This is a genomic window from Halobacteriovorax sp., from assembly GCF_041587335.1.
Classification (GTDB): domain Bacteria; phylum Bdellovibrionota; class Bacteriovoracia; order Bacteriovoracales; family Bacteriovoracaceae; genus Halobacteriovorax.
The window spans coordinates 45,602-60,191 of the sequence record NZ_JBFGYP010000003.1; the positions used below are offsets into that span (position 1 = coordinate 45,602).

Below are 14,590 nucleotides of genomic sequence, written 5' to 3' on the forward strand. Positions count from 1 at the left end.
TTGAAATTTCTTCAAGAGGTGTAATATCTTTTTACACCCTCTTTGTGTAATGATATCAGTTAGTTGGAGTGCTTCTAGTCTTTGTTTACGATAAGTCCGAGCTCTTTAATTGATGAAATGATTTCATCAATATGTTTGTGACCTTTTGTTTCAAGTGCAAAGTGGACAGCTGTTTGACCTAAGTTTGCATTGGAAAATGTTCTATTATGATGAATATCAACAATATTTGCACCGTGGTCAGAAACAATTTTAGATAGATCTGAAATAATTCCAGGAGTGTCAGGAACCATAATTTTCAGAGTGATAAGTCTTCCGTCTTCAGATAGACCTCTTTCAATAACTCTTGAAAGGAAGTTCACATCAATATTACCACCCGATATTATAACTCCAACTTTCTTACCTTCAATATTTGAAATCTTTCCATGTGATAGTGCTGCAAAGGCCGCAGCGCCAGCTCCCTCTACTAGAATTTTTTCTACTTCAAGAAGCATCATTATAGATTGTGCCATTTCTGGTTCACTCACTGTGACGACTTCATCAACAAATTTCGAAACAATTTCAAAAGTATTCTCTTTCACTGTTGTAACAGCGATTCCATCAGCTATAGTTTTCGCCTTTGCCACTTCTACAATTTTCTTCGCTTCTAGAGATGATTTCATGGCCGTCATTTGTTCGGCCTCTACTCCAATAATCCTTATGTTAGGATTTAACTCTTTGAGAGCAACTGAAACTCCTGAGATTAACCCTCCACCACCTATTGGAGCAATAAGTACATCTAGGTCCGGTAGTGCATCATGAATTTCAAGTCCAATAGTTCCCTGTCCTGCAATTATGTCTTCATCATTGAATGGGTGAATGAAAGTGTAACCTTTATCTTTTTGTATCTCTTGCGCTTTTTGGTAGGCATCATCATAGAAGTTTCCATGAAGAATTACTTTGGCTCCAAATTTCTTGGTTCCTTGTATCTTTGATAAAGGGGTAGTTTCAGGCATTACTATAGTAGCATCGATTCCAAGCTTCTTAGCTGCAAGAGCAACTCCTTGAGCATGGTTACCTGCAGAAGAAGCAATAACACCTTTAGCTTTCTCTTCATCTGTTAAATTTGCTAAACGATTTAAGGCGCCTCTTACTTTATAGGCACCAGTAAGTTGAAGATTTTCTAACTTTAAAAAGACTTGGCAATTTGTGTGCTCACTTAAAGTTGTAGAGTAAGTACAGGGAGTTTTAATTACCTGGTGACCAATCTTCTCTTGAGCTTTTTCAATATCTTTTATCGTTATCATAATTTCCTCACTAAAAGCTTATATTAGTCTATTTTTTTAGGAGTGCAAATAGGTTATACTTACTTAAAAACAACACATTAGGATAATATACATGGCAAAATTAAAGCATAAATTTGGTATGACGTACTATGAAAAGAAAGGAAAGAAGGGGGCAACTCCAATTGTTTGTCTTCACGGTGGTCCTGGTGGAATGTCTAAGAAGATGACTCCACTTTTTGAGCTTTCAGATGAAAGACAAGTTTTTCTTTACGATCAGATTGGTGGAGGAAGAAGTTCTGCTATCACTGAAAAGCAGTGTACGATTGAAACTTTCGTAGAAGAATTAGATATTCTAGTTAAACATTGGAAGTTAGACGAGTTCTATCTTATGGGTGGATCTTGGGGGACAACCCTTGCTCTTGAGTATTACTTACGTAAAGGAAAGAAAGTGAAAGGCCTAATCTTTCAGTCTCCAATGTTTAGTGCTAGAGACTGGCAAGAAGATGCCAATGTTCTTATTGAAAAATTACCTGCTAAATATAGAAAAATAATTAACTATTGCCATGAAATAGGGGCGACTGATTCTAAGGTCTATAAAGAAGCAATTATTGAGTATTACTCAAGACACGTTTTTAGAAATAAGCAGAAGTTATTAGAAAATGCAAAGAAGAAGAATACAAATACTCATGGAGAAAAAGTTTATGAGTATATGTGGGGGCCAAGTGAGTTTATGGCTACAGGTACTTTAAGTAAGTACAATAGAGTAAAAGATCTTAAAAAGATCAAAGTTCCAACTCTCTTTATATGTGGTCAATATGATGAAGCAACTCCTGTCACAGCAAGTAGATATGTTGAAAAAATTAAGGATTCAAAACTTAAGGTGATAAAGGGAGCGTCCCATTCCATTTTAAGTGAAAAACCAAAAGATATGCTTAAGGTGATGAGAGACTTTCTAAAATAAAAAAGAGACCCATACGGGTCTCTCTTTTTTGGAGGTTATGGGTGTCTTATCTTCTAACAGGCCTAGTTGGGCGGGTAGGACGTGTTGGTCTTGTTGGTTGCGTTTGTGCTGACTTCTTATTTGCTGTAGAAATCTGTAATTGACCTCTACTACCAAAGAGATTTGTTGAAACAGCAGAGACTTCTATAAATTGAACTTCTTTCGCAAGTTCTTTATTAAATTTAAATGAAGCTGGACCTTTTAACTTTCCTTCTAGCTCATCAAGAAATACTACTTGGCCATCTGTAAATTTAACTTTTACGCTTTTAACTTTTACACTTCCTTTAGCTGTTAATTGAATTGCTTTAAAGTTCTTTCCTACATTTATTTTTTTAGTATCTCCAATGACTTTATCAACTTTGAAGCTTTTAACCATTTTAAAAGATAGTGCACTAACATTTGAGTACTTATATGAAGGAGTAAGTTTAGTTACTGCCTTGAGTGAATCTAGTTTTACATTTCCTTTAACTTGTAATTTCCAAGGAGTGTTGTCTGCTTGGCGATGTGATGAAGTATGTAAAGATATAGTATGAAATCCATCATAATCACTTTTAAATTGCTCTGGAGTTCCTGGTATATTTTCAGGATAGCTCTCTGAGAATCCTATCGCTAAGTTAGCATCAGCATTACCTTGTTTAGACTTTGCCGAGATAACTACTTTTTCTAACTTAAATCCATCAAGGATACTTCTTCCAAACTTTCCTTTAACCATCCTCTTTATATGGTAAGTCTCCTGACCTTGAGAGTGTTGGCTTGATAAATCAACTTTTAATTTTTGTGTAATAGCTAAAACTTGTGGCGATGTTAACGTAACTGTTGTTGCTAGTAGGCATAAAGTCTTCTTCATTTTCTTCTCTCTCCCTCAACAGAATAGTCTCAATAATAGTTTTCTATTACTGGTTTACTCACACTATTCCTTAGTATTTTTAACGATACTTTAATCTAAGCAATGTTGATGCCAAGTTTTCTGGAAGAACTTTCTAATGTTTTGGTGTCACTATGGGGTGGATGTAAGAGGATGTTATAAGCATTTTGAGACCAGTTGCAAGCTGGCCCTACTTCTCTTTGAACTCTGCTTCAAACACACCAGGTTCTACTTCTTTGTTAGATCTTTCTTGAAAGGAAGTGTGTTCAGGCTGAGATTCTGTTGATGAATAGCTAAAGCCACCACCAGATCCAAAGCTGGCAAATTTGATATTTCCACTCTTTATGGCCTTCTCAAAGTAGTCCTTTAGGAAGATTATGAGAATGTGTCTAGTTCCAGGAAAGACCATAGATAGACCTATGATGTCAGTTAGAAAACCAGGTGTTAGCAATAGGAGTCCTCCTCCAAAAACGAGAAGTCCATGCATGAGTTGAGTTGTTGGAAGTGCCCCTCTATTTAGGTCATTCTGTATGCTTCCTAGGATCGCCAGGCCTTGGGACTTGGCAAGGCTTGCTCCAACCACACCAGTTAGAATAACAACTGCGAGAGTGTTTAAACCACCGATTTGTGCACCTATAGAAAATAGTAAGTAAATCTCTATCGCTGGAATAACAGTGAATAAGAGAACTAGAATTGGAAACATATTTACTCCTTACTATAATTTATAGCAAAAAATAGTGAAGAACCCTATCATTCTATTGTAAAATTACTGTAAATTAACCTAATTTTGAGGATCTAAATGAATAAAGATGATTATGAATTAGTCTATGTAAGTGATGGTTCAGGCAAGAATCAATTAGATAAAGTTAAAGGTAAGAAGAAAGAGAAGCTTCCAGAGATTGACCCTGCGACAACAGTTCTAAAGATGAGAATAGAAAAAAAGGGGAGAGGTGGAAAGTCTGTAACAGTATTCTATGAGTATCCAAATAATCCTCCATATTTTAAGAGGCTTATGAAGGAACTTAAGAATTACTGTGCCACTGGTGGAAGTTATAAAGACGAGACTTTTGAAATTCAAGGGGACCATAGAGAGAAGCTTAGAAGCTACCTTGAAAAGAAAGGATTCCAAGTTAAAGGGTAAAAAAAAAGCCACCTCACGGGTGGCCTTTCTTATATAAAATTTAAAAAATTAATTTAAACTTAGTTCTACTTTTTTAAATCTTCCTTCACCTTTTGAATTCGACTTAAATTTAGGATCTTCACTAATATATTGGTGAACAATTCTTCTTTCAGCAGGGTTCATAGATTTTAAAAGAAGTGCCTTCTTTGACTCTAGAACTTTCTTTTTCATTTCATCAACATGAGAGATGATTGCTTTCTCATTATTTTGAACTTTAGACTTACTATCTTTGTAGTTGTCTTCATTGAAGCACCTTAGAGTAAGTTTAATTTCATTTTTCATATGAACTTTTCTTAGTAAGAATTGCTTAATGATTGTTTCAAATGAAATTAATAGCTCTGCTTTATTTCTAAGTAGAAGCCCTAAGTCATTCCCAGTAAAAGTTACTTTTAGATGGTTATCTTTGAATGATGCTTTAACGTAAAGATCAAGTTGAGCTTTTCTCAATATTCCAATTAAGAATGGAGTTAAAACTTTCTTAAAGATTGGCTTTAGAGAGTGTTTGTAAGTTACTTTTCTTGGACCAAAGAAGAAGAACATCTTTCTTCCCTGTTCTTTAACTTCTGTGTTTAGTAAATGGTCATCTCTAACATCAAAGTATTTAAGAGCAGCTTTAACTGACTCTTTCTTAGATGTAGCACTGTGTATAAAGAACCTTCTATCGTTCTTAAAGATTTTTCCGATAAATGGAACAGTACTTGTTCTTGGCTTAACTTCTTTTGCGTTTGTCGTCTTAGTATTTTCTTTTGCGTTTCTAGCAGGCTTCTTCTTGTCCCTATCTCTTGATGGCTTCTCAACAACTTGAAGAGTTTTTCCATCTAAGTAAGGTTTGCTGCAGATGTCTGTTGCGAAGTCTTCATCTGTAAGATCCATTTTTGGAATACTGTCTCCAATAAATTCAGAAATTGGGTCTAAGTTTTCACAGTCTTCAAATGAGCAAAAACTTATTGCTAATCCCTTCTTTCCAGCTCTACCTGTACGTCCAATTCTATGAACGTAGCTTGCTGCTTCGTTAGGAAGGTCAAAGTTAATAACTAAATTTACATCTTTGATATCTAGTCCTCTTGCTGCAACGTCTGTACAAACAAGAATTGTAGTTTCTTTAGACCTAAAGTCTTCCATTAGCTTTGTTCTTTTATTCTGAGGCATACGTCCTGAAATAGGCTTGGCCTTAAATTTCATTTTCATTAACCATTCTGCAACAAGGTGTGTTTGAAATTGAGTGTTACAGAATACGATTACATAAGCATCTTCCACTGTACGTAATTGCCTTACTAATAAAGGCATTTTTTCATTCTTATCAATCATTGCTATTTTATGATCAATATTGTCAACGAGCATGGACTCTTCGTTTAGTTTAATTTCTTCTGGTTGAGAACCAAATTTAAACGCAGTATTTAAAACGTCCATATTTGTAGTCGCAGAAACCATAATTAATTGTCTTGATTTTGGAATTCCATTAAGAACAAATTCTATATCTTTTTTAAATCCCATATCAAAAAGTCTATCGGCTTCGTCGAATACTACAGCCAGGCAGTTTCCTAGGTCGATTTGTTTTTGTTGTGTTAAGTCTTTAAGTCTTCCCGGAGTCGCAACTAGTACGTGAACTCCATCTTTAAGTTCCTCAATTTGCTTTTCTATCTTTTCTCCACCAATAATACAGGCAGATTTAACTCCTAATTCCTTACCAACCTGCTGGAAGAACTTATTCGTTTGCTGAGCGAGCTCTCTTGTAGGACTTAGTATAACTATCTGTTGACTAGGGTTATCTAGTGCTTTTTCCTCAAGTAAGATCTCTAAAATAGGTATTGCGAATGCACCTGTTTTACCACTACCTGTCTCTGCTAAAGCAAAGATATCTTTTTTCTCTAAAATTGATTTGATTGTAAGGTCTTGGATTTCGCTCGCTTGTTTAAAGCCGTGAGCGTTAAGGGCCGTGATTAGTTCTGGTTGAAGATTGTATTCAACAAATTCTCTAGTTGTTTTCATGTATTAGACTTTCCTTGTAATTACTATAGTGTTCTACTAAAAAAAACACGAACTTACCAATTTAATTCATATCTGTAGGGAGAGAAGAACATACCTAAGTTATTGATTCTTTTTGTTTTATGTCTCTTTGCGTAACGCTTAAAATGATTTTTTGAAAGAATTTCTACGATTTTTCAAAAATGTTGCGGGGCATACCTTACTAAATAATTACTTGTTAGCTATAATTATTTAAGAATTGTTTAAGAAACTAAACTTATCTCTACCAAATTCTTAAATACTTCCAAAGTTTGATATCATTAAATATTAACCTTTTCCTAAATTCGAGAGTATATGAGAAATGATTTTAATTTATGGGGTTTTCTACAATCTGAGCAAGTTGAAAGTGAGTTCTTAGAAAGTAGATGGAACGAAAATAAAAAATATACTTTTTTAACCTATTTTCTTTGTTGTTTCTTTTTCTTACTAGCAGGTCTCTTTGGCGACTTACAGAGAGTTTTTCATATAGGTAGTTATCAAAAGCTAATGGTTTTAAGAGTACTTTTAGCTACTATCTCTGTCGTTTTTTATTTCTTATTTAGAAAAGCAGAAAGTAGGCCGCGATATATTGAATATTGGTTAGATGCTATGAAGTACCTCTCCACGGCCATTATAGTGCTCCTAACTTACTGGACAAAAGGAAGTAGTTTAACATTACTTCCAGGTATTATGATGATGGTTATTGGATTTTATATGGTTTTACCAGGTCGAGTTCTCTCTACTAATATCTGTGCCATTGCTCTCTTGTTAACTTTTACTTTTCTTCAGGATGCTTCTTTGACTTACGGAGTTCAAGTTCATCGCTATATGATTTTTATGCTCTTTGCTATTGAAGTTCTCTTATGCACATTTAAAGCTAAGCATGATAAATGGGAGAGGACAGAGTACCTCTCTAAGAAAGAGTTAGATGTTTTAAACAAAACTAAAGACAAGTTAATGGCGACGATTGGACATGATATACGTAGCCCTCTGGCAATAATTCTCTCAAGAGCAGAAATTAGTATAATGTGTATTGAAGAAGATAATATTGATGAGGCCATCAATTCTCAAAATATAATTATCAAATCAATTTCAAAATTAGATCGTATGCTGAGTGACATTGTTGAGTGGGCACTTTCTGATTTAAAAGAAGGTAAAGATACTAGAGAAGTTTGCTGTATTAAAAATACTGTGGAGAATGCAATAGACTTTGTTCAAGAGCAGGCGAAAGAAAAGAAAGTAGATATTGTTAAAGATATTGAAGCCATTCCTTATTTTCACGAATCAAGAATGCTTACAACTTGTTTTAGAAATATTATTTCAAACGCAATTAAGTACAATCCTTTTAATTCAAAAATTATTGTTAAAGGAAAAGTTGAAGAGAATAGCTACCGCATAGAATTTCATGACGAAGGCCCTGGGATGAGCGATGAGCTTGTAGAGAACATAAAGAGGGGGATCAATAGTTCTTCTTTGGTTGGTTCTGAAGGGGAAAGAGGGACCGGGCTAGGTTTGAAGCTTGTAAAAAATGTTATAGAAAGGCATAAAGGTGAAATAGATATTGTATCTTGTGAAGAGGGGGGAACTATTTTTACTCTCATTCTTCCTATTACAAACGGAGATTATTTTGCATAAATCACTTGCTAGATATAGAGCGAGACATATTTTATTAGAAGACATCGATGATGCAGAGTATGTATTAGAGAAACTTGCTACGGGGGAAGACTTCGCTGAGCTTGCCAAAGATTTATCTGAGTGTAATACCTCAGCAAAGGGTGGCGACTTAGGACTATTTGTCTCAGGACAAGTTACACCAGAAGTTGAAAGAGCAATCTATCATTTAGAAATTAATCAAATAAGTGAACCAATTCAATCTGAATATGGTTTTCATATAATTCAGAGGCTTCCACTCTAATCCTTTTCAAATTACGACGTTTATTAGTAGAATGGCTAAATGTATAAGTTAAGGCCCTACCAGGAAGAAGCTGTTAATGCGACAGTTGATCATTTTAAGAAAAGAAAAGACCCTGCTGTTATTGTACTTCCAACAGGTGCTGGGAAAAGTCTTGTCATTGCTGAACTCGCAAGGATTGCAAAGGGGAGAGTACTCTGCCTTGCTCATGTTAAAGAACTAGTTGAACAAAATCATGATAAGTTTGAAAGCTATGATTTGAAAGCAGGGATATTCTCTGCGGGACTCAATAGGAAAGATAGTTCTGAAAAAGTTATCTTTGGGTCAATTCAGTCTGTCGCTAGAGCTGATAAGAGCTTCTTTAAAGACTTTTCATTACTCGTTATTGACGAATGTCATCGTGTCTCTCTAGAAGGAGAGACTCAATACCACCATGTTATTAATTTACTCAAAGAAAATAATCCCGAAATTTGTATCTTAGGATTAACAGCAACTCCCTATCGGTTGGGTCTAGGTTGGATTTATAACTTTCACTACAAAGGCTCTATAAAGGCTGATGAAGATAGGTTTTTCAAAAAGTGTATTTTTGAACTACCACTTAGCTTTATGATTAAGAATAAGTATTTAACACCTCCAATTGTGATAGATTCTCCTGTTGCTTGCTATGATTTCTCTAGTCTTGTCGCCAGTAGAGGAGGAGTATTTTCAATTGGCGCAATTGAAGATCTACTAAGTGATCAAAAAAGAGTAACTCCAGGAATTATTGGACATATTATTGAACAGGCAAATGAGAGAAGAGGAGTTATGATTTTCACTTCTTCTGTCCGCCACGCTAGAGAGATTCTAGGTCATCTTCCAAGAGATATTTCAGAAATTGTAACAGGCGAAACTGTTGACTTTGAAAGAGATCAAATAATATCAGACTTTAAAAAAGAAAAAATTAAGTTTCTAGTAAATGTCTCTGTGCTCACAACTGGCTTTGATGCCCCACACGTAGATCTAATCGCTCTTTTAAGGCCAACAGAATCAATAAGTCTATACCAACAAATTATAGGAAGAGGATTACGTTTATTTGAAGGGAAAGAAGATTGTTTAATATTAGATTATACTGGGCAAGGACATGACTTATTCTCTCCAGAAGTCGGTAATGAGAAGAGTGAATCTGATAGTGAAGCTGTATTAATACCTTGTCCTGATTGTGGACATCAAAACACCTTTTGGGGAAAAACTACTGAAGAGGGGCACGTGCTGGAACACTTTGGTAGAAAGTGTCAGGGAGCTTATGAAGATCCTGAAACATTTGAACTTTCCCCTTGTGGCTTTCTCTTTAGATTTAAAATATGTGAAAGCTGTGGACTAGAAAATGATATCTCTGCAAGAGAGTGCAGCGGTTGTCGAGAGGTTTTAATTGATCCGGACGCTAAACTCAGAGAGGCCATGCAGCTTAAAGATGCTCATGTCTTAAGATGCGATAGTATGAACTTTGAAGTGGATCAAGATAAAAAAGGAAGAGAGAGACTTACTGTTAAGTATTACGACTATGATGGAGAGTCATTGAATGAATACTTTTATCTGGCCAGGGAAGATCAAAGAGGGGCATTCTTTCATAACTTTGTTAGGCCTCACCTTAAAAATTCAGGACAGAAATTTGAAATTATTTCTCCTGAACAAGTTGTTATGATTTCACCATTATTTAGAATGCCAAAGTTTGTAATTGCAAGAAAGGTAAAGCATTTTTGGAAAATTCGAGAGAAAGTTTTTTAACGCTTTCTCTCGTAAGGACAAAAGTTTTTTCTCTGACTGTATTGTTCTGGGTATGTCTTACAACTCGAAGGTCGCTTATCATAAACAGTACATTTTCTAGTCTTTGAATCTAAGAAAATACAATCTCTGTTTGCCATTCTTTGCAGAGTAAAGATTGTATTTCTAATATTGAAGTGTTCGATATAGCCTTCTTTCTTCAATCTCTTAGCAATATTTTTTGGTTTTTCTACTTCGGCTTCAAATGAGTCCACAAGTTCAAGTCTAACCAAGTCTTCGAGAGTCACATCACAAGACATTTGACAGCACTTAGCTGTGCACTGACTGCAAAGATCTTCTCGAAAATTTGTCCAAGTTGAAGGTGAATTTATATCGACAAATCTCACTTATTCGTCAGCAAGTGTATATGCATTAAGAACCTTACAGTTTGAAGGATCTAATACTACTACTTCAGAAAACCAACCTGAGTGGTAACTTCCTGTATTGTAATAAAGTACAGTTTCAATTGGGTAAGCGTTTAAGAACTCACCACGTTCAGTCGTTAGAGCTGCTCCGGCAGTTAATACTCTAGGACTACTCATATCGAGTCTTCTGTCACTTCTGTTTCCGTACTCAATTAGGTAGTCTGCTGCAGCGTCAAAGCAGCTAGCTTGAGCGTTAAGTGAGACAAGGATGAATAGAGATGCAAGCATTTTCATAGTTACTCCTAGAAGTTAGATGGATTTTCGCGTAATATAGTATATCCATCTATAGAGGTCAAAGAACTGAAGAAGAGATACGAGAACCATGAATAAAATACTCCTTTATTTTAAATTACAATATAAGTTGTTTTTCATTTTAATTTGTTTAACAACGGTCCCATTATTACTGGTTTATCTCTATTCACCATATGAATGGAAGAATTTATATTGGCTGTTTATTACTTTCATCGTCGCTTTGAAGATAATTTTCTATAAAGAAGGCCCATATAAAAAGAAAATAACTCCAGGCGTTAGGGATGCTTTAACTTCTGAGATTGGAAGAGTTCCCTCCAAGATGGAAGTTGTAAATAGAGTAGAAGATATGATCAATGCTAGAGATGCTATGCTTTTATCTAGTGGAGTGATGATCATTATTTTAACTGTATTATTCGGTAAAATTTAAAGGTAGTAGAAATGGATAAGAAAGCATTAGTCGCAAATTTATTAGAACAGTTAAATACTGAGCTTGATAAGGCCAAGGCGGCCTATAAGACTGCCAAGAGTACAACTCAAGATCCAGACTTTAAGTCTGAAAGTAAGTGGGATACTAGGAGTATTGAAGCTGGCTACCTTGCTGGCGCTCAGAAAGTTCGTGTTGATGAGCTGGAGATGGATGTAAATGCGATAGAGGAGCTTGCTACTGGTGCTTTGGATAAGAAGCCTAGTGTTGGAATAGGTTCTTTAGTAGAGATTAAGCATAACGAGACAACTCGAAAGTATTTTATTGCTCCTGCTGCTGGTGGGTATATGGTCAATCTTGATGGGGATGTGGCCCTTGTTATCTCTGTATTCTCACCCATAGGAAATGAAGTTCTTGATCTCACTGATGGAGATATTTTTGAAGTTGAAACTGCTGGTAAAACTAGAGAATACGAAGTGATCTCATATAATTAGTAGTAGAAGTTAATACTTAATCCAAAAATAGTTGATGTCTCTGCTACTTCATAGTTTGGCACATTTCTACTCTGTGCTTCATTTGAGTTATTCCAAGATGATTTTGTATATTTGATAAATAAGCCAGGCTTTATCATATTACTCCAATGATAGAGAATTCCTGAGTAGATACCATGTTTATAAATCATCTTTTCATGAAAGTTCATTGGAAAATAGGCTTCATATTGTAAGTATAAATTAATGAATGGAGATCCATTTTTTAGGAATAGGTGAGTTATGCCGGGGCGAAGTGTGATGACTGTGTTGTCATTGAATAAGTTTCTCTCAAGCTTTGCTCTAAGCTCTATTATATTATCTTTAAAAATTGTTCGATAACTTAAGTCGGTACCAAAGGTATTTTCTCCTCTGTCGGAGGAGTTGAACCATAGCCACGTATGATCAACTTTGATCCAGTCGTTTTCATGTCTTAGGCCATAAGATCTTTTAAAGTATGCAGATGCTTTTATATTTTGATGTAGTCTATATCTTGCGCCTAGTTTGAAATCTTTTCTTGTCGTCAATTCATTTTCTTTTTCTATATTTATTTCAAGGAGTGACTTTATCTTTGGAGTGAATTTATGAAAATTCCTAAGCGATAGACCTAGCCCTGTTGTTGATTCATCTTGTGGTGAGTTGGAGGCGAGTATACTTCCATTGATTAATGAAAAAAGAGCAAGTATCTTAATCATAGTCTTGATCCAATAAATCTGTATAAGCATCTTCAATATTTACTTTATTTTCTAGCTGTCCTTTACTTGAGTCTAAATTCCAATTTAGTTTACTTGTCCATGCTAGTGGTTTTGGTGTGGATACACTTTTCTTATCTTTTACTTGAACGCCTTCTCCGGCCTTTACATCAACACTTTCTTTACTATCTTTAGGCGAGACTCTTACTAGGCCTTCATTCACGCACATCCAAGTATCTTCAGCTCCACCTTTTCCGTAACTAATAAAGAACTCAGTTCCTCTTACTCCAAAAGAAGCATTCTTTGTTTTTACAATGAATTTATCTTTAGAAAGCATTTTCTTTTTTAAAACATTAAAAAAAGAACTCCCTTTAAATATACCTACTCTAGTAGGACTATTCTTTGAAACTGAAACTACTATTTTTGAACTTTTATTTAACTTAACTTTTGATCCATCAACTAATGAGAGAACGGCCAAGGCGTTTGATCCTGTTTCAATTATACTCTTATTTATAAAGCGCTGACCCTTTGTAGCCTGGAGTTGTTTATCTCCTTGCTTTATTTTTACAACACCTTTAACAAAAATTATTTCACCAACTTCTTTAGCGCTTAGAGATAGTGTTAGTGTAAAAGCTAAGATTAGTTTAAGCATTTTAAGATCCTTATTTTTCAAGCTCTTCTTTTATACTTTGAAGCTTGTCGCTCCTCTTTTCTATTATATCTGTCACAAAGTTTTGTAACGCCTCTTTTAAGTAAGGCTCAAAGTCTTTATCGTTACAATCTGTCGCGCTAAAGAGTTCCATATAGAGTTTATGAGTTTTCTTAGAAACAGAGAGAGTAATTGTGTTTGGATTTAACTGGTCTTCGAGTGCCTCACGAATTACACCGCTTAGTTTTAATCCTCTTTCCATAATACTTTCATAGTACTCATTTGGAATATGGACATTAACTCTTTTCATTTCAGACATTGGATCTCCTGAGTATGATTTTAATTATTTTACTCAGCTCTGATTATAACATACTGAAATTTATATGCACGACTCTAGAAGTGGGCAGTTTTTTAGAATTTGTAGTATGTCAAAAATACCTAAAAATACTCATAACTACTCAGAAATACTCATTTTGAGTAAAAAGTGTGTATTTTTACTCAGTCTTACTCCGATATGAGTCATTATGTGTTTAGAGAAGATAAGCAACGAGAGGTGTTGAATATGAGTGATTTAATCGAAGACATTATTTTGACTGAGAACTGCTTAACCAAAGCACGTGAGGCCGGAATAAGTATCAGGAAGATTTTTGAAGCGATTACTTATGGAACACCTTGGGTTACTGACCTAGGAGGTTTAAGCTTTTACTATGGTTCGATAGAAGTTCTAACTTGTGCTAATTTCGAATATGCCATTACTGTTATTGATCATGGGCAAGATACCACCCACCAGATTGCCCTAGAGGATTTTGATTTTATTGTCCCCCAAAATAAAGAACACTTAGTAGCTGTTGAACGTATGTTGAGTTAAGAGTGTAAGAGTCTCGCTAAGAATAATGGACTTTTCTTAGCGAGATCTTTATTTAAAGTAAGTTTTCGTCTACTAGATTTGGAATTGTAACATTTAAAAGTGGCTCTCTTTCCATGGCCCTTTTTATCGCAAAAGTTGCTCCTTCATTTCTGGCCCAACTTCTTCTGTTAATTCCGTTATTCACATCCCAAAAAAGCATTGATCTAATTCGCTTGTCGCATTCTTCTGATCCATCAATAACCATTCCGAAGCCACCGTTTACAACTTCACCCCAGCCAACGCCACCGCCGTTGTGGAGAGATACCCAAGTGGCCCCTCTAAATGAATCGCCAACAAAGTTTTGTACGGCCATGTCTGCTGTGAAGCTTGAACCATCATAGATATTTGATGTTTCTCTATATGGAGAGTCTGTTCCTGAGACATCGTGATGGTCTCTACCAAGTACAATTGGAGCTTTAATTATTCCATCTTTTATTGCTTTATTAAATGCAAGGGCAATGTCAATTCTTCCATCACTATCTGCATAGAGAATTCTGGCCTTTGAACCAACGACAAGATTATTTTCTCTTGCACCTTCTATCCACGTTATGTTGTCTTGCATCTGTTGTTGAATTTCTTTAGGAGATTCTTTCATCAGATTTTTTAGTACATCACAGGCAATTTGATCTGTTTTATCTAAGTCATCTTGATTTGAACTTGTACACACCCATCTAAAAGGACCAAATCCATA

Annotated in this window: 17 protein-coding genes and 1 pseudogene; 8 read left to right on the forward strand and 10 right to left on the reverse strand. The window is 35.2% G+C overall.

All coding sequences use genetic code 11. The annotated features are described in order from the left end of the window. Positions 1–74: 74 nt before the first annotated feature. Entirely contained in the window at positions 75–1,283 is a 1,209-nt protein-coding gene (ilvA, locus tag ABX784_RS01155) for a threonine ammonia-lyase (protein WP_372651593.1), read from the reverse strand. A 91-nt stretch (positions 1,284–1,374) separates the two neighbouring features. Between ilvA and ABX784_RS01160 the strand changes: the two genes are divergently transcribed. After that, positions 1,375–2,223, forward strand: coding sequence for a proline iminopeptidase-family hydrolase (locus ABX784_RS01160; protein ID WP_372651595.1), 849 nt, complete (start codon positions 1,375–1,377; stop codon positions 2,221–2,223). Positions 2,224–2,269: 46 nt separating this feature from the next. Here ABX784_RS01160 and ABX784_RS01165 read toward each other — a convergent pair whose 3' ends face one another. Both ABX784_RS01165 and ABX784_RS01170 read right to left on the reverse strand, forming a co-directional pair. Further along, entirely contained in the window at positions 2,270–3,109 is an 840-nt protein-coding gene (locus ABX784_RS01165; RefSeq protein ID WP_372651597.1) for a hypothetical protein, read from the reverse strand. Between the two features lie 208 nt (positions 3,110–3,317). Then, entirely contained in the window at positions 3,318–3,830 is a 513-nt protein-coding gene (locus ABX784_RS01170; RefSeq protein WP_372651599.1) for an FxsA family protein, read from the reverse strand. Between the two features lie 96 nt (positions 3,831–3,926). Between ABX784_RS01170 and ABX784_RS01175 the strand changes: the two genes are divergently transcribed. Next, positions 3,927–4,268, forward strand: a complete 342-nt coding sequence (locus ABX784_RS01175) for a translation initiation factor (protein WP_372651601.1) — start codon at positions 3,927–3,929, stop codon at positions 4,266–4,268. 48 nt (positions 4,269–4,316) lie between these two features. Here the strand turns inward: ABX784_RS01175 and ABX784_RS01180 are convergent, their stop codons facing one another. Further along, on the reverse strand, positions 4,317–6,296 hold the full coding sequence (locus tag ABX784_RS01180; protein ID WP_372651603.1) for a DEAD/DEAH box helicase: 1,980 nt from the start codon (positions 6,294–6,296) through the stop codon (positions 4,317–4,319). Between the two features lie 330 nt (positions 6,297–6,626). Here ABX784_RS01180 and ABX784_RS01185 point away from each other — a divergent pair, with 330 nt between their 5' ends. The 3 genes from ABX784_RS01185 to ABX784_RS01195 are packed head-to-tail and all read left to right on the forward strand — an operon-like array spanning position 6,627 to position 9,987. Beyond that, the gene (locus ABX784_RS01185; protein ID WP_372651605.1) at positions 6,627–7,946 is read left to right on the forward strand and encodes a sensor histidine kinase; all 1,320 of its coding nucleotides are present in this window, start codon (positions 6,627–6,629) and stop codon (positions 7,944–7,946) included. Further along, positions 7,939–8,226 carry a peptidylprolyl isomerase gene (locus tag ABX784_RS01190; protein WP_372651607.1) on the forward strand — a complete coding sequence of 96 codons (288 nt, stop codon included), beginning with the start codon at positions 7,939–7,941 and terminating at the stop codon, positions 8,224–8,226. The genes ABX784_RS01185 and ABX784_RS01190 overlap by 8 nt, the downstream gene beginning before the upstream one ends. A gap of 39 nt (positions 8,227–8,265) precedes the next feature. Continuing rightward, positions 8,266–9,987: a DEAD/DEAH box helicase gene (locus ABX784_RS01195; protein WP_372651609.1), complete on the forward strand. Its 1,722-nt coding sequence runs from the start codon at positions 8,266–8,268 to the stop codon at positions 9,985–9,987. Here the strand turns inward: ABX784_RS01195 and ABX784_RS01200 are convergent. Both ABX784_RS01200 and ABX784_RS01205 read right to left on the reverse strand, forming a co-directional pair. Continuing rightward, positions 9,984–10,370, reverse strand: a complete 387-nt coding sequence (locus ABX784_RS01200) for a YkgJ family cysteine cluster protein (protein WP_372651611.1) — start codon at positions 10,368–10,370, stop codon at positions 9,984–9,986. The genes ABX784_RS01195 and ABX784_RS01200 overlap by 4 nt on opposite strands. Then, positions 10,371–10,682, reverse strand: coding sequence for a hypothetical protein (locus ABX784_RS01205; RefSeq protein WP_372651613.1), 312 nt, complete (start codon positions 10,680–10,682; stop codon positions 10,371–10,373). A 238-nt stretch (positions 10,683–10,920) separates the two neighbouring features. Between ABX784_RS01205 and ABX784_RS01210 the strand changes: the two genes are divergently transcribed. Both ABX784_RS01210 and ABX784_RS01215 read left to right on the forward strand, forming a co-directional pair. Beyond that, entirely contained in the window at positions 10,921–11,127 is a 207-nt protein-coding gene (locus ABX784_RS01210) for a hypothetical protein (protein WP_372651615.1), read from the forward strand. 11 nt (positions 11,128–11,138) lie between these two features. Beyond that, positions 11,139–11,618: a GreA/GreB family elongation factor gene (locus ABX784_RS01215; protein ID WP_372651617.1), complete on the forward strand. Its 480-nt coding sequence runs from the start codon at positions 11,139–11,141 to the stop codon at positions 11,616–11,618. On the opposite strand, the gene ABX784_RS01220 is transcribed toward ABX784_RS01215, so the two are convergent. The 3 genes from ABX784_RS01220 to ABX784_RS01230 are packed head-to-tail and all read right to left on the reverse strand — an operon-like array spanning position 11,615 to position 13,311. Beyond that, positions 11,615–12,346 carry a hypothetical protein gene (locus tag ABX784_RS01220; protein WP_372651620.1) on the reverse strand — a complete coding sequence of 244 codons (732 nt, stop codon included), beginning with the start codon at positions 12,344–12,346 and terminating at the stop codon, positions 11,615–11,617. The genes ABX784_RS01215 and ABX784_RS01220 overlap by 4 nt on opposite strands. Next, entirely contained in the window at positions 12,339–12,995 is a 657-nt protein-coding gene (locus tag ABX784_RS01225) for a FecR domain-containing protein (RefSeq protein ID WP_372651622.1), read from the reverse strand. The genes ABX784_RS01220 and ABX784_RS01225 overlap by 8 nt, the downstream gene beginning before the upstream one ends. A 10-nt stretch (positions 12,996–13,005) precedes the next feature. Further along, a complete protein-coding gene (locus ABX784_RS01230; protein ID WP_372651624.1) occupies positions 13,006–13,311 on the reverse strand; it encodes a hypothetical protein in 306 nt (101 codons plus the stop codon). Between the two features lie 243 nt (positions 13,312–13,554). Here ABX784_RS01230 and ABX784_RS01235 point away from each other — a divergent pair, with 243 nt between their 5' ends. After that, entirely contained in the window at positions 13,555–13,860 is a 306-nt protein-coding gene (locus tag ABX784_RS01235; protein ID WP_372651626.1) for a hypothetical protein, read from the forward strand. Positions 13,861–13,912: 52 nt separating this feature from the next. On the opposite strand, the pseudogene ABX784_RS01240 reads toward ABX784_RS01235, so the two are convergent. Then, positions 13,913–14,590, reverse strand: a pseudogene (locus ABX784_RS01240) (urocanate hydratase); the annotation flags it as partial.

Bases quoted from the DNA above. Each gene is read 5' to 3' on its own strand.
- ABX784_RS01185 (WP_372651605.1), top strand. From the start codon at position 6,627: ATGAGAAATGATTTTAATTTATGGGGTTTTCTACAATCTGAGCAAGTT.
- ABX784_RS01165 (WP_372651597.1), bottom strand. From the start codon at position 3,109: ATGAAGAAGACTTTATGCCTACTAGCAACAACAGTTACGTTAACATCG.
- ABX784_RS01180 (WP_372651603.1), bottom strand. From the start codon at position 6,296: ATGAAAACAACTAGAGAATTTGTTGAATACAATCTTCAACCAGAACTA.
- ABX784_RS01215 (WP_372651617.1), top strand. From the start codon at position 11,139: ATGGATAAGAAAGCATTAGTCGCAAATTTATTAGAACAGTTAAATACT.
- ABX784_RS01160 (WP_372651595.1), top strand. From the start codon at position 1,375: ATGGCAAAATTAAAGCATAAATTTGGTATGACGTACTATGAAAAGAAA.
- ABX784_RS01230 (WP_372651624.1), bottom strand. From the start codon at position 13,311: ATGTCTGAAATGAAAAGAGTTAATGTCCATATTCCAAATGAGTACTAT.
- ABX784_RS01175 (WP_372651601.1), top strand. From the start codon at position 3,927: ATGAATAAAGATGATTATGAATTAGTCTATGTAAGTGATGGTTCAGGC.
- ABX784_RS01235 (WP_372651626.1), top strand. From the start codon at position 13,555: ATGAGTGATTTAATCGAAGACATTATTTTGACTGAGAACTGCTTAACC.
- ilvA (WP_372651593.1), bottom strand. From the start codon at position 1,283: ATGATAACGATAAAAGATATTGAAAAAGCTCAAGAGAAGATTGGTCAC.
- ABX784_RS01195 (WP_372651609.1), top strand. From the start codon at position 8,266: ATGTATAAGTTAAGGCCCTACCAGGAAGAAGCTGTTAATGCGACAGTT.
- ABX784_RS01170 (WP_372651599.1), bottom strand. From the start codon at position 3,830: ATGTTTCCAATTCTAGTTCTCTTATTCACTGTTATTCCAGCGATAGAG.
- ABX784_RS01220 (WP_372651620.1), bottom strand. From the start codon at position 12,346: ATGATTAAGATACTTGCTCTTTTTTCATTAATCAATGGAAGTATACTC.
- ABX784_RS01205 (WP_372651613.1), bottom strand. From the start codon at position 10,682: ATGAAAATGCTTGCATCTCTATTCATCCTTGTCTCACTTAACGCTCAA.
- ABX784_RS01225 (WP_372651622.1), bottom strand. From the start codon at position 12,995: ATGCTTAAACTAATCTTAGCTTTTACACTAACACTATCTCTAAGCGCT.